The sequence below is a fragment of the Paenibacillus sp. ACRRY genome (assembly GCF_022346995.1).
Taxonomy (GTDB): domain Bacteria; phylum Bacillota; class Bacilli; order Paenibacillales; family Paenibacillaceae; genus Paenibacillus.
This window is the reverse complement of record NZ_JAKRNM010000011.1, coordinates 126572-140907: the sequence shown is the minus strand read 5'-3', so window position 1 is coordinate 140907 and position 14336 is coordinate 126572. Positions and strand designations below refer to the sequence as shown.

Sequence of the window (14336 nt, the reverse complement as noted above, 5' to 3'; positions counted from 1 at the left end):
TGATTGAAATTGACCGCTTCAAGGCCTGTATCGTTCCTGATAGGAATACATACGCTAAGCATACACAATATGGAGCAATAACGCATGCAGGTGGGTAAATCCACCCCTGGCTGTTCCATTTATAATGATCAAAAAGTCTATTACAAGTTCTCTCAATCCATGCACGTGGACACCCATAACTGATATGATGGATACAGAAAATCCACACCATACGTCAAGGCGTATGGATCGTTAAACCTATGATTGCCCAGGAGATGGAATGATGAACATACCGATTGACATGAATCTGGATGATGCGCAGTGGCAGCAATTGATTCGAGAGGTTGCCGAGCACTTTAATAATCTGACGATTATGCGCGGATTCCAATATTATAAACAGAAACGTGTTGGATCATTAACCTTAACGGAACATCACGGAATCACTGCCGACGTGCAGGGCTCTGAAGAGTATAACGTCACCTTAAGCGTCCAGTCTCTGCCCACCAGCTACTGTACCTGCCCGGTGGGTTCGCGCTGTAAACATATCATTGCCGTTATGATGAGTTATGCCGAGCTGCTGGAAAGGCCCGTGCATGCCATCGTTAATGCTCATTCCAGCACCGCTTTGAAACAGGCACCAAAACCCGCAGCTTCCATGTCTGCATTTCGCTCCGATGTGGTATCCGAGCAGGATACGGATATCCCTCATCAACAGTACAGTCAGATCAGGGAACGGGCATCAGAGCTTGCAGGCCTGGAAATTACGGAGTGGCATGAACTGTTCGAACGATGTTTGGCCCGATTGGGTACAGGCACGCCAAGTACAACATATGTGCAAGAAGCTGCCGATGAACTGTATGCGATTAAGCCCAAATTATCCGCGGGGATGGATCAGCTATTTGAATTCCATGTACATCTGTACCTTATGCGATACTGCGTCCCTTCTCGTCATCCAATCAGCCATACACCTGTCTATCTAAGTTACCCGGCACAACTTGCTGTAGATGCACTTCAGAAAGGCATGGATCAGGTACTGAGCCGCCCCCTTCAATCCGCTGAGCTACCGGACAATAAGCTTAAGCAGCTGTGGAAGCGGCTTGAAGAAACCATAACGTACCTCCGCGCACAGATGATGTCCGAGACATCCACATTAATGCTGTTCACGCCGATCTATCGGCAGGTTTGGCTAAATTGGATCGTTCCTCACTTACAAAAGGATCATTTGCTCATATCGGAGCTGAACATTTTACAGGACATCGAAGATCAGTTGAAAGAAACTGCCCTGAACACACCAAGCAATAACGGAGATCGTGTGCTAGGTGTAGCCAATCTGACAGGCAGTAGCCAGTCCGGTAAGCCTGGAAAATCGGCGCCCTTGCCACTTGTGCTCGCGCAAAGCTGGATATACTTCCACTTGCGTCAGGACGAGCAAGCCTGGCAGCGGTTGACGAGTGGGAGTACGGCGTACGGCATCCCGGCAGAACATCTGCTGCATTTCCTGCATGTGCTCGCGGATGAAGCGGGTTGGAAGAGGCTCGGTGCATGGCTTGCACAGCTTGGACCACTGCTGGCTAATCGCCGGAATGAACCTCTGCAGGATTATATGCAGCTTTGGGACATGACGATCAAGCATCTTCCCGAGATGGAAAATCACATGTGGGATACCTTGGTCAGCATGCTCCCTCACTCCCGTCCGGCTTACGAAGAAGCTATGCATAGCCGCGGACAGTGGCGGCGCTGGATTGATTTCCAGTTGAGTACGGAGACAGAACCGCTTGAATTTCGCGTGGCAGTGCTGCAGCCGATTGAAAAAGATGCACCGGAGCTCCTGCTTCCGTTCTACCATCAGGCCGTGGAACGATACATCGGACACAAAAACAGAGACGGTTACAAGGCAGCGGTCAAGCTGCTGAAGCGGCTGTCCAAAATCTACAAAAAACTGAAGCAAGAGGAACGCTGGGAAGATTTCATCACCGCACTGGCTGTGCGGAATAGCAGACTACGTGCGCTGCAGGAAGAACTTCGGAAAGGTAAGTTGATCTCATGAGCCTTATACATCCCTATACCGAAACGATTGAAGTCCACGTCGCATTAACCGGATACGGTGACGCCTTATTTTATGGAGCACTTAATACTCATCATTTTGTATCGGGGCAGTCGCTTAAGCAGCGACTATTTGCCTGGCATGCTCCGTCCTTCTACGGAACCGAGCTGGAGACGAGACAGATTGAAGATATCGATCTGGTGGTACTGCCTGCAGAAGAGGTCATTCCTTTCTTCGCAGAGATGCACACGCTGCTGCACATTGAATGGAAATGGGACGAGCAGGCAGCTCATCTGATTAGACTTGCTTCTGCACTTGCTTCAACCATTGAAAATCGAAAATATGTCCCCAGCTTCGCTGCTTATCGTACAGGTCAGCTGCAATGGAGCTGGGACCCGGATAGCATGAAGCCACAGGAACGATCCGCGCTGAGCAAAGCCCTCGAAGAGACAGACGAGAGCTACGCCGAGGGACTTAATGCCGCCTATTCTGCTACTGTATTCCAGCGGTGGTATAACACTGAGGAAGCTGCAACCGATCTGCGGCGCGAGTTCCCTCAGCTGTTCCCTCAAGGGGGGACACCACCAAGGACAGCAGGAATGGATGCCCAGGCCTGGCTTGTCTCCATCGGATGGAAAGCAGACGCTGCCCCGTTCCGCCCGCTTCTGCAATTGCTGGAACCGGATGAAGACGAACCCGCATGGCGGCTGCGTGTAGTTTTGCAGGATAAGCTGGATGCTGCTTCATTGATTCCCGTCCGGCTCGATTCCCGCGGAAGGCTTGAAGGTGAATGGCCGGAGGTGTGGACAGCATTTATCCTTGACCGTTCTGCCGGGTGGCTGGAGCAGCTGCGTGCACATTTGCCGCGAATCAGCCGTTCCACCAGTGGGAGCCGTGATGTGCTCAGCGATCCGCTCAGTGATCAGGATGCATGGCAGTTCCTTACCATTGACAGCGGCAGACTGCTGGAATCAGGCTGGCAGGTACTGCTACCGGGATGGTGGGAAGCAGCCCGTAAAAAGAAACCTAAACTTCGTGCCAAGGTAAAGCCGGAAGAAGGCAGTGAACGCGGACAGTCCTTCTTCGGACTGGACTCGATCATTCATTTTGACTGGCGCATTGCGATTGGAGATACCGATCTCAGTGAAGAGGAGTTCGCCGACCTCGTTGCCCGCAACGAGCGGCTGGTACGGTTCCGCGGAGAGTGGGTACCACTCGACCCTGCCCTTCTGGAGCAGATTCGGCGGGCCATGGGCGGTGTCGATCGGGAACAGGGGCTGTCGTTTCAAGATATTCTGCACCTGCATCTGCTGCAAAATGAACAGCGTGAATATCGTAATCAGAAATGGAAGGAAGGACAGCAAACCGAGGAGGAGCAGCAGCCGCAGTCTAATGAGAACATTCGTCTGGAGGTCGAGCTGAATGAACACCTGAACCAGATCATTGCACAGCTTGGCGGCGGACAAGGCGGGGCTCCCTCCCTTCCCGTTCCGGCGGGGCTGCATGCAGAACTTCGCTCCTATCAAAAAGAGGGATTTGCATGGCTTGGATTCTTGCGCAAATTCGGCCTTGGAGCTTGCCTTGCGGACGATATGGGGCTTGGCAAGACCATTCAATTTATTACCTATTTGCTGCATCTCAAGGAGAATCAGCAGCGGTTACCCGGGGATGCTCCTGCCCTTCTCGTCTGTCCCACTTCGGTACTGGGCAACTGGCAGAAAGAAATCAGCCGTTTTGCACCTTCGATTAATGTCAGTCTGCACTACGGAGCACGCAGACTTAGCGGAGAAGCATTCAAGGAACTGACCGAACAGGTCGATATCATCATTACGTCGTATGCCACGGCCACTCTGGACCAAGAGATGTTACAGACATACACTTGGGCTTCCATCTGTCTGGACGAGGCACAGAACATTAAAAATGCGCAAACCAAGCAATCCCTGGCGGTACGCAGTTTCCCAGCTAAACACCGTATCGCATTGACAGGTACCCCGATTGAAAATCGGCTGGCCGAGCTATGGTCCATCTATGATTTTATTAATCCAGGATACCTTGGCAGCGCACGTGCTTTCCAAACCCGGTTTATCAGCGCGATTGAGAAAGACAAGGATGAGCAGCGCATGCTTGATCTGCAGCAGCTGGTCAAACCATTTATGCTTCGCCGCAAGAAAAAGGATCCGAATATCCAGCTCGACCTGCCGGACAAAAACGAGATGAAAACTTACATTCATCTTACCGGCGAGCAAAGTGCCCTATACGATCAATCCGTGCAGGCACTGATGGATAAAATGAAAGAACTGGAAGGCATTAAGCGCAAAGGTGCGATTCTATCTGCATTAACCCAGCTCAAGCAGCTGTGTGACCATCCGCTGCTCCTGACGAAGGAAGCTCTGCCGGAGACGTTGTCTTCGGATAGCTCCAAGACGGAGTATGACCTGTACAGTCCACAGGACATGGCGATGCTGATTAGCCGCTCCGCGAAGCTGGAACGGCTGATGGAGCTTGTCCGTGAGCTTCGTGAAGAGGGCGAGCGCTGCCTTATTTTCACCCAGTACATCGGTATGGGTCAGATGCTGCAGCAGGTTCTCCAGCAGGAACTGCAGGAGCCGGTGTTATATCTGCATGGTGGCACATCCAAGACGGCACGGGATCGCATGATTGACCAGTTCCAGTCCCGTACACTGCCTGCGCATGAACAGCCATCCGTCTTCATTCTGTCCATCAAAGCAGGCGGCGTGGGTCTGAATCTGACCGCTGCAAATCATGTATTTCACTTTGATCGCTGGTGGAACCCGGCCGTGGAGAACCAGGCTACCGACCGGGCATACCGCATGGGACAGACGAAGGATGTCCAAGTGCACAAGTTTATCTCCCTCGGCACGCTGGAAGAGCGCATAGACGAGATGTTGGAGAGCAAGCAGCAGCTTAGCGACAATATTATCACCAGCTCCGAGAACTGGATTACCGAATTGTCAACGGACGAGCTGAAGGATCTCTTTACTCGCCGCCGCGACTGGTCGGGTTAAGACTCAGAAGCCGCTATATAGGCTAATGGATAAGACAGCAGAAAAAGCGAAGTTACCGACGCTATGTCGAGAACTTCGCTTTTTGTTATACCACATGACCTTCCGTTGACCACAAAGGGGCAGATAAAAAGTGTAGATTAACGCATATTGCCGATGATGGATGATCTGGAATCCTGCATTTTTTTGATAAAGTTCGTCATCACGTCAAAAGCCTCATTACGCTTGTTGGACAAGGATTGCAAACGCAGCATGTCCATCTGTTGGGAGCTGGAGAGAGCATCAATTTGGTTTTTGAGAGACTGCGCCAGCTCAAAATCCCCACTTTCATTGGCTTGTGCAAGCTTCCCATTCAGTTCCGCAATCGCTGCATTGCGACTCTGTACTGCTTCCAACTGGGCTTGCAGCTGTGATTCAATCAGCGCGGAACGCTGCTGCTGAACAGCCATAAGTGCGGTTTCCAGGTCCATTCCCTGCAGATTGATAGATGAAATGCCTGATGGTGACTGGGTTATTGAAGACGCATATGTACTTTCTGTAAAAGCAAAAGAACCAACCGATACTGCCGTAATAGTTGCCATAACAACAGAAGAAATAAATCTGCCTTTTCTTTTCAAAAGTATCACCTCCTTGAATTGTAATAATCCCGTTACAGTTATATAACGGACATTATTCGACATCATTATATCAAAGGTCCTAGATCCTTCAACCCAAACCAGGAATATTGAGACAAAATTGATACAGCAGCTGAGTACTCATACGAACTTCGTACGAAAGTCCTCCTCTCCCCCGTAGCCTGATCATCCCCTACCCAACTGAAGGGTAAAGCCCGTTGCCAAGCGTCCATATTAAGCAACACATATCCTTTTAAAAAATAATTGTGACCATATAAGCTCACCGAAGGTCTAATTCATGTAAAAACCAAGCAGGGAGCTGTTATCCCCTACACAAGAAAGGAGCGTTATCCATGTACCCGACCGATCTCGTCAACCAGGCCATTCAGGGAGATCGTAACGCCTTTATCAGGCTCATCCGAGAAATTGAAAATTCCCTATACAATACAGCAAAATCCATGCTGCGAAAAGAGGAGGACGTGGCGGATGCCATTCAGGAGACGATCCTGAAAGCTTATAAATCCATCCATACGCTTCGTGAACCGCAGTATTTCAAGACCTGGATGTTCCGCATCCTCATCAATGAATGTAATACCATGCTCTCCCGCCGCTCCCTCTCTACATCATATGCAGAGGTGCCCGCCAAGCAGGAAGTATCCAGCCCCTACGACGAGGTGGATATGAGAGAAGCAGTTGATCGACTGGAAGAATCGAAACGAATCGTCATTGTGCTGCATTATTTTGAGGATCTAACCCTTCGTCAGGTAGCGGATACGCTGAATATATCCGAGAGCGCGGTAAAAATGAGGCTTAGCCGGGCACGGCAGGAACTGTACCAAAAATTCAAAAACTTTCGGGAGGTAAAATTGCATGTCAAACCCATTTAATATCGATCAGAAGTTAAAAGAACAAGCAAAGGAGCGCCCTGTCATGTCTAATCTTGTACGCACTCGAATTGATGCCACACTGGAGTCCCTTCCCGAATCACCCGACCGTCTGAATAGTGAAAAGGCTCAGAGTCCGCGCCGAGTTAACAAAGGAATGCACCGTACCGCAGTGGCTGCCGTTGCAGCAGGTGTACTGGGCGTGACCGTATTTGCATCCGGATTTGTATCTCCAGCTATGGCTGATTCTTTGCGCAACATTCCGCTCGTAGGCAGTCTCTTCAGCTCGATTGAAGCGGATATGGGTCTGAGAACAGCGGGTAACGAAGGTTTGACTACTCCAGTAAACAGTTCCTTTGCTTATCAGGATGTAAAATTCAAGGTACTGGAAACCGTATACGATGGCACACGTGCAGCATTTCTGGTTCATGTCACGGCTCCCAACCTGAATCAGGGCATGTATGATAACGGCAAAGACATTGTGAAGCTAAGCAGCGGAGTCGACAACGTTTCCCTCAATGTAAACGGGTTTAGCCCAAATGACGGTCTCTTCTATAGTTCAGCCGGGGCGAACGAGCCGGATACCCTGCTTTTTGAACAGGTCATCCCAACGGATCATAAGGGCGCCTTCCCAGATCAGTTCGATGCCAAGGTTAAGTTGACGCTGCAAGGCATTGATCATGAGTTTGAGTTAACCGTTCCTTTTACCAAATCAACAACGGGCACCTACACGGTTCAGCCTGATACTGTCATGGAGAATGACTTGTTTACCGCCACTGTTACGAGAGCCGAGGTTACTCCGATCACGACACGCTTAACGGCCGCCATCGGTTTGAATGGGAAAGAAACGTTGACTGCCAAAGAAGAAGAACAGCTGCATGACATCAGGTTTGCCATCTATGATGATCAAGGCCGACAACTGACTGCACTCAGCGGCGAGGGTTTATATGAAGATAACCAGTTGAAATGGGAAAGCATATATGCGACAACAGCGAAGGATGTAAAATACCTGGTAGTGAAACCTTTTGAAGTGAAAGATGACTTTACCGAAGAGGTCCAAGACAATCAATTTATACAGGGAATGGAAATGAAAATTCAGCTCCACTAGCTCGAACTCATTTCCTTGAAAGGGGCCATCGCATGTCCATTCAATTTACCATTTCATCTATAAGTGTCCTTGGTCCACTATTCATTGTGATTCTGCTCGCTTTGGTGGTCCACGCCTGGGTGAGCAACGTTAGATATACGAGCAAACAGTATATGCTGATGCTGACATTCGCTATATACATGCTGGGCGTGCTGCATTTTGTATTTTTCCCAATCGATGTGAACATCGGAATCTATGCCAACCAGACACCCTGGTACAAGAACCTACAATGGGTTCCGCTGCTGACTGCAGATGCGCCAAGCTTCCTGCTGAACATTGTGCTGTTTATGCCGCTGGGGTTTCTGCTTCCTCTTTTGAGACCTTCGGTTGACTCGATACGTAAAGCCGCAGTGGCGGGCCTAATGTTCAGTTTCACTATTGAAATATTGCAGCTTGTGATCCGGATTACTCTGGGGAATGGCCGCTCAACCGATATCAATGATCTGATTGCAAATACGGCAGGAAGTGTGATTGGTTTTGTTATTCTTGGTCTGCTCATTCGCCTGATTGGCCAGAACCTGATTCTTCCCTGGACGATGCGAGGGCACAAGCGCTCTACTATGCGTTAGAATCGTAAATCTGAAAATGAGTATGCCTCCCGAAAGGCAAAACATGGTCTGTTCCTTAAGATGAAAAAGTCAGCAAGCTGTGATACAATTGAGGAATTGTGTATTCGCAGACAGACATGCAGATAGGGCTCATTTTTGACGCTCTCCATCTACTGATCATGCTGCCAATCTAGGGAGGTTTATGGAACAACCATGCTCATTATTGGTATCGCCGGAGGGACCGGCTCCGGTAAAACGACGGTAGCTCGCTCCGTCATCGACCGTCTTGGATCAGGCAAAGTGACGTTTATATCCCAGGACAATTATTACAAAGATCAATCACAGCTCACTCCAGAGCAGCGTCGACTCACCAATTACGATCATCCGTTTGCATTCGACAATGATCTGTTGATTGAGCATCTTACCCTGCTGAAGCAAGGACAAACGGCATATGCTCCCGTATATGACTTCACCATAGATAACCGTGCTGCCAATGAGACGGTTGAACTCGCACCGAACCATATCGTCATTGTAGAAGGTCTTCATGTACTCATCGACGAACATCTGCGTGCCCTGCTGGACATCAAGGTATTTGTCGATACCGATTCCGATGTTCGTATACTGCGGAGAGTGTTGCGGGATATGGAGGAACGCGGACGTACGATTCAATCCGTTTACAAACAATATCTCGAGACCGTCAAACCCATGCACGATGCCTTTATCGAGCCTTCCAAAAAGTACGCAGACATTATTATCCCCGAAGGCGGACATAACGAAGTTGGCATTCAGATGTTGTCGATTTTGACCGAGAAGTATCTGACCGGAGAGAAATGGAACGGCGCATAGGATATCGAATGTCGAAGTAACAGCCGGCTGCCTCTTCTGGTTTGAGAGAAGTAGGCTCGGATCGGCTACAACATTCAATGTAAATTGAACTGAAATCCAGGCTGCGTTCGTGCAGTCTGGATTTTTGGTATTATTCTGTTTCTCTCTTTTCAAATGGGTGAAAATGGGTTATTCTTGAAATATATGAGCTTGGTAACTAAATATTTAGCACTTCTACCTTAAAGCATAAGGCTATGAATCTACGGATTCGTGGCCTTTTTTTGTGTTTTGAGAGGTTGGATGGGTCTAGAGGAGGGGTTTTCACCTTAAATTGAAACACTAATATTGAGAAATAATACCAAATACCCAGTTATACATGGTAGAATATTGATTATTATTACAAATTTAGTATCTAGTAGTATCAAGTACATAACCACAACCAGGAATTGAAATTAGAAAGGAGCAGTATTCATGAAGAAAATGATTCTATCCGGGGTTACGGCATTGGCTTTGCTTACAGGGGGCGTAATAGGTTCAGGAAGTATCGGGAGTTCAGTAGAAGCCGCTCAAGCTACGCTAAAATTCAAAGATGTCCCTTCGACACACTGGGCGGCTGCAGCGATCAACTCCGCCGTTGAGCAGGGATTCTTCCAGGGGTATGCCGACGGGACATTCAAACCAAGCTCACCCGTGACCAAGGCCGAAATGGCTAGTATTCTCGGACGATTAACCGATCAGCCTAATGCAGCCATACAAGAAACTAATACCTTTACAGACGTTCCTGAATGGGCAAAAAGTGGCGTATCCGCTGCGATTGCCAAAGGCTTCATCAGCCCTGCCAACTACAATAGAAAACTCGATGCCAAGGCATCTCTAACACGGGGAGAAATGGCGACCTGGCTGGCACAGGGGCTGACCGTGGTTGATTCGGATTTCAAACAAGCTCTGTCTGATGTAACCAATACGGTGATACCTGCGAAGGAGTACTTCACGGGCAAACTGGCAAGCAACCAAAAAAATGCTGTCGCTGTTGCTCTGGGTACAGGGTTGATGAGTGTTGCTAACGATAAAAATTTTGGAACCGATCGCACCACGACAAGGGCCGAAGTTGCTGTGCTGATCGCTCGTTATGCAAGTGTGGCGAAAACGAAGCCTGCTGAATTTCAGGGCTTGAATGAGTTGCGTGCAGTTGGTTTGACTGGGACGAATATCAATATTATTGCACCTAAGTATCAGGTTTTTCCCGAGAGAAGACTCCCCAAATCATATGATTATAGTAGAGTTACAGATGACTTTTCGATGATTCGTAACGAAGAATTGGTCACAGTCACTAATTATGCTGATCTTAGATTAAAAAACTGGATTGTGGTCAACCCATACGTAAAATTTAATGAGAGAAGTATTTACTACCCTGTATTTGTTGATGAGAAAGATCAGCTCATAAGAGGAGCATATTACTCATTTGTTGAGTTTGATATAAATATCAAGGACTCAATGAATCAATTACAAGGTGGCAGTTTGATTAACTCTGCAACTATTAATCCTCTTAGGTCCCCCAACAGTGAAGCAGTGTTCGCTTATAATGTGCCTCGTATTAGTGAGTTACTCGGTGCAAGAGGTATATTTAATGTGAAGAATCCTGTTTATTGGGCAGAAGGTTTGTTGCATTTTGATAAAGAACTAGATCCAGACGTTCTTCTTGTATTAAAAAATGGGACGATTTATGGAGTAACAGCAAACCATTGACCACTTACTTTCAAAATAAGGGTGATTAACCTTGGGTCTTACTAAAATATTAAAAAAGCCCCTTCTCTCAGTCCTCGCAATAAGTTTGATCTTAACTTCACCTCCAGCGATCTTCGCGGGAGGTGGCCCTGGAACCAAACCTATACTAGAGGCTGCAAGAATTGTACCTTCTACCCCTGCAAAATCCCAAAAGAAAATAATTCCCGTAGAAGGTAAGGGATTAACTAATATTGGAATATATATTTATCAATTAGATAATATGAAATGGAAAGTTGATGGAGAATGTAATGGTCAAGAGTTATCTAACAACTCTTCTTCAAACAAACCAAACTCTTCTACCGTGTGCATAGATTTATCTCTAGAAGCTCCAAGTTACAAGCCTACTGTTTATTATGATATAAATGATGAACCAATCTCTAACGCAGAAATAGTCGAGAACTCCCTTGCACCAGAATATATGGATAACTCCAAGTACTACCAACCTGGGCTACCTATTTTATTAGGCGTAGATTCTTTCAACAATAAAAGGGTTAAGTTTCAGATGCAAATAGGTGGAGCCATTGAGCCTACAGAATATAGACCTTATAATCCACCTAAATATTCTGCAGACTATCTATTTAATACCGACCTATACTGGTACGGTAAAGCCGAAATCACCAAAGAAATCAATCTCACCAATGGCGGTCAACTCAGCATTAACCAGACCAAGCAACTGAATGCGACCGTAAAGACCAAAACCGGTGATGGAAGCTTTGGAGCTGAAACCAATGTAAATAGCGGTAATGGGCAAACGACTTGGACTTCCTCCAACCCCGCTGTTGCAACCGTTAGTAATTCTGGGCTAGTCCAAGCCGTAAGCAGGGGAACTACGACCATCACCGTACTGTGGGAGAAAGACGACTTCCAATTAACGACAACCACAACGATTGGCGTAGAAGAGGATCCTGGGAACGGGGGTGGCGGAGGCAATGGGGGCGGAAGTGGTGTTGGATGTTCACCGACAATCGGGCCACCGTCTACAGGGACGATTATGAGCATGAGTGACCTTGATCCAAATGCTAACGGTGTAATTAAGTCAGATAACAGAGGGAATGAGACATTCAATGTACTGAGAGGAATCCCTACTTCTGAGTCACTGTATACCAATGCATTTTCTGACAACTATCTCTTCAAGCAGGCCTGGGCGAAAATGGCGGGCAAAGTCACGTATGATTGCAGTGTCACGCTATCCTATGACAGGGAATGGACTGTACCGGGACCTGATATCTGTACCGAAGATGGCTGTACGGATGGACCACCTGTTCCAGCCAATGACACCGTAACCAAACCATACAATTTCCAGATTACACGGGACTACTCATACTGGAAAATCAACAATCTTGAAGTGTACAAGATCACAAAAGCGACCATGAAGAATTATGCCCTGCCGGGTGAACTGGTCACCATGACTCCATCCGGATATACACCGCCAACTTTGGTATCCAAAAATGATGACAGCGTGGAGAGCCACGTCAGACCAGGGCAAACAACGTCTATCTCCTATACCCCACCCAAATTAACAGGCGGGCTGAATGCACCTCCAGATGTGCCGGATGATACATCGCGTTTAAAAGGTATGGCGGAGTCCAACACTCCTCAGGCAAAAGTGAATAATGACTCGGTCATATTTAACAATACCAAGATTATGGATGACACAGAGGCGACCAAGGACGGACCTACGCCATCCAATATTCCTAACCCTACAACGATTGGCCAAGATGTCCTATATAAGCCAAATAACATGATTAGTAACACGCTGGTCAACAAAGAAAACACACCAAGTTCCGGTACCATTTATTACGATCTGCTGCCTGGGAATGTAAACGGGGGCGCCAACAAAGATTTCCCGATTAACGGCATTAACACCGTTACCGTGCACACCCCTGTCGTAAACTACGCCCTGGTATCGGATGATCAGGCTCATAATCAGAAGACAGTTCCGGATCTAACCCGGTCAGCACTGATTCTGGAACGTCCCTTTATTGTCCGTATTCCAACGACTGGTCAGCATCTGGACGCAGCAAGTTACCCCGGTTATGGCAATCGGGATTATGCCAAATATTTTCGAATTAAACAGGTCAAATTCCCGTTCGATGTCTATAACGCTGACAGAAGCCAGTTTATACCGGCTAAAACCTGGGTAGATATCCCGGTAAACCAGCTGGACACCAGCTTTTACCTCCCGGTATGGGTAGACGAGGGTAACTATGAGGTTGAATTCCGCAATATCGCGGAGAATGCACCCTCCAGCTTCACTGAACAGCAGGATGCCAATACCGACCTGGCCCATCACGTAGCTGCCGATACGGTTCCAGTCGAAGTCATCGGAAGGCTATACGATTTTCATGTCACCGACATTTCGGACTATAACTGGGAAAATGTTTTTCGGAAGCAGCCGGGAAGCCCGGAGCCAACGGGAGTCAGCTATTGGACAGGCTTGAATCGTATTGATGGTGATCCTCGCGGCAACCTGGCACCTTTCGTATTGCCCATTCGTCCAGGCAGCCATCCATTACAGGGATTCAAAAATGTGGCTGTAAAAACCGGGTACCATATCAAGTTTGACCTCAAAACGAAAGGTAATATGTTTGGTCAGCAGGATGGTGTTCGGATTACGCCAACTTTTCATTTTGTGAATGAGGATGGTACCTCCAGGCAGGAGGTTGATCTGTATTATCACAGAGGACAGGAAAGGTTTATACGTATCGGATCTGCACAGGATTTGGAGAAACGCTTTGTTGTTCTGAATGCCCGTTTGCGGAACGTTCCTGGTACCGAAATGGGCGATACCGCTCGTTATCGATACACCTATGAACTGACCAAAGAGGAGCAGAGCCAAGGCACACTGGCTGAATACATGGTTCGTTTCGTCGATCAGATCTCACATCAGAAAACATGGGTGGGACGTTATGATTGGATGATCCTGCCCTCATCCATTCGCACTTTGATCGGACCCAGAACGGACATCCCGCAAGGCGTTAACTTGGATCGGGCAAATGCAGCCATCCAGCGCTGGTATGGAGAATACAGCCTGCCCGCCGATGTATATGCCGTTCCGAAAGGCACCGATTTGGAGCCACTTGCGAGACAAAACCAGTTGGATGAAAAGTCCCCTGTGTTTCTGAGAAATGGATATATCGTAGTCAACTTCAATATTGAAAGTCTACGAAATGGTGATACTGACGCGCCTCATCTCCAGTACATCTATGCACCTCTGATGAACCAGTGGCAGATGGAGGGTTTTCAGAACAATCCGGTCAATACTGAAGACAATAATTGGCCTATCCAAGACGGGGATGTTGTCTTCTACCATGCCAATCGGTCGAGCCGAAACGACTTCCAATCCCAAGTTCCACATTAAAATAAAGACATCAGGCGATGCTTAATACTCGGCCGAGTCCATCATGCTTACGTATATTGGTTCACATAGACCGGTGTGCATAGATCGGTTTGCGCACATTGTAGTATTCTTCAACAACAGTTCATC

Annotated in this window: 9 protein-coding genes; 8 read left to right on the top strand and 1 reads right to left on the bottom strand. The window is 47.8% G+C overall.

Annotation, left to right across the window (positions count from 1 at the left end; genetic code table 11):
• Nucleotides 1-262: 262 nt before the first annotated feature.
• Both MH144_RS26085 and MH144_RS26080 read left to right on the top strand, forming a co-directional pair.
• Complete coding sequence (locus tag MH144_RS26085) at nt 263-2026, top strand: SWIM zinc finger family protein (protein ID WP_239305190.1); 1764 nt, start codon at nt 263-265, stop codon at nt 2024-2026.
• A 5-nt stretch (nt 2027-2031) separates the two neighbouring features.
• Nucleotides 2032-5049 carry a DEAD/DEAH box helicase gene (locus tag MH144_RS26080; protein WP_239305204.1) on the top strand — a complete coding sequence of 1006 codons (3018 nt, stop codon included), beginning with the start codon at nt 2032-2034 and terminating at the stop codon, nt 5047-5049.
• A gap of 137 nt (nt 5050-5186) precedes the next feature.
• On the opposite strand, the gene MH144_RS26075 is transcribed toward MH144_RS26080, so the two are convergent.
• Nucleotides 5187-5672 carry a hypothetical protein gene (locus MH144_RS26075; RefSeq protein WP_239305203.1) on the bottom strand — a complete coding sequence of 162 codons (486 nt, stop codon included), beginning with the start codon at nt 5670-5672 and terminating at the stop codon, nt 5187-5189.
• Between the two features lie 341 nt (nt 5673-6013).
• On the opposite strand from MH144_RS26075, the gene MH144_RS26070 reads away from it, so the two are divergent.
• The 6 genes from MH144_RS26070 (at nt 6014) to MH144_RS26045 (ending at nt 14210) form a co-directional block, all read left to right on the top strand.
• Nucleotides 6014-6547, top strand: coding sequence for a sigma-70 family RNA polymerase sigma factor (locus MH144_RS26070; RefSeq protein ID WP_239305189.1), 534 nt, complete (start codon nt 6014-6016; stop codon nt 6545-6547).
• Nucleotides 6531-7652 carry a DUF4179 domain-containing protein gene (locus MH144_RS26065; protein WP_239305188.1) on the top strand — a complete coding sequence of 374 codons (1122 nt, stop codon included), beginning with the start codon at nt 6531-6533 and terminating at the stop codon, nt 7650-7652. The genes MH144_RS26070 and MH144_RS26065 overlap by 17 nt, the downstream gene beginning before the upstream one ends.
• Before the next feature lie 32 nt (nt 7653-7684).
• Nucleotides 7685-8260, top strand: coding sequence for a VanZ family protein (locus MH144_RS26060; RefSeq protein WP_239305187.1), 576 nt, complete (start codon nt 7685-7687; stop codon nt 8258-8260).
• A gap of 192 nt (nt 8261-8452) precedes the next feature.
• Nucleotides 8453-9085, top strand: coding sequence for a uridine kinase (udk, locus tag MH144_RS26055; protein ID WP_095293127.1), 633 nt, complete (start codon nt 8453-8455; stop codon nt 9083-9085).
• Nucleotides 9086-9535: 450 nt separating this feature from the next.
• Nucleotides 9536-10810 carry an S-layer homology domain-containing protein gene (locus tag MH144_RS26050; protein ID WP_239305186.1) on the top strand — a complete coding sequence of 425 codons (1275 nt, stop codon included), beginning with the start codon at nt 9536-9538 and terminating at the stop codon, nt 10808-10810.
• A gap of 541 nt (nt 10811-11351) precedes the next feature.
• Nucleotides 11352-14210: a DUF5704 domain-containing protein gene (locus tag MH144_RS26045; RefSeq protein ID WP_239305185.1), complete on the top strand. Its 2859-nt coding sequence runs from the start codon at nt 11352-11354 to the stop codon at nt 14208-14210.
• Nucleotides 14211-14336 lie beyond the last annotated feature (126 nt).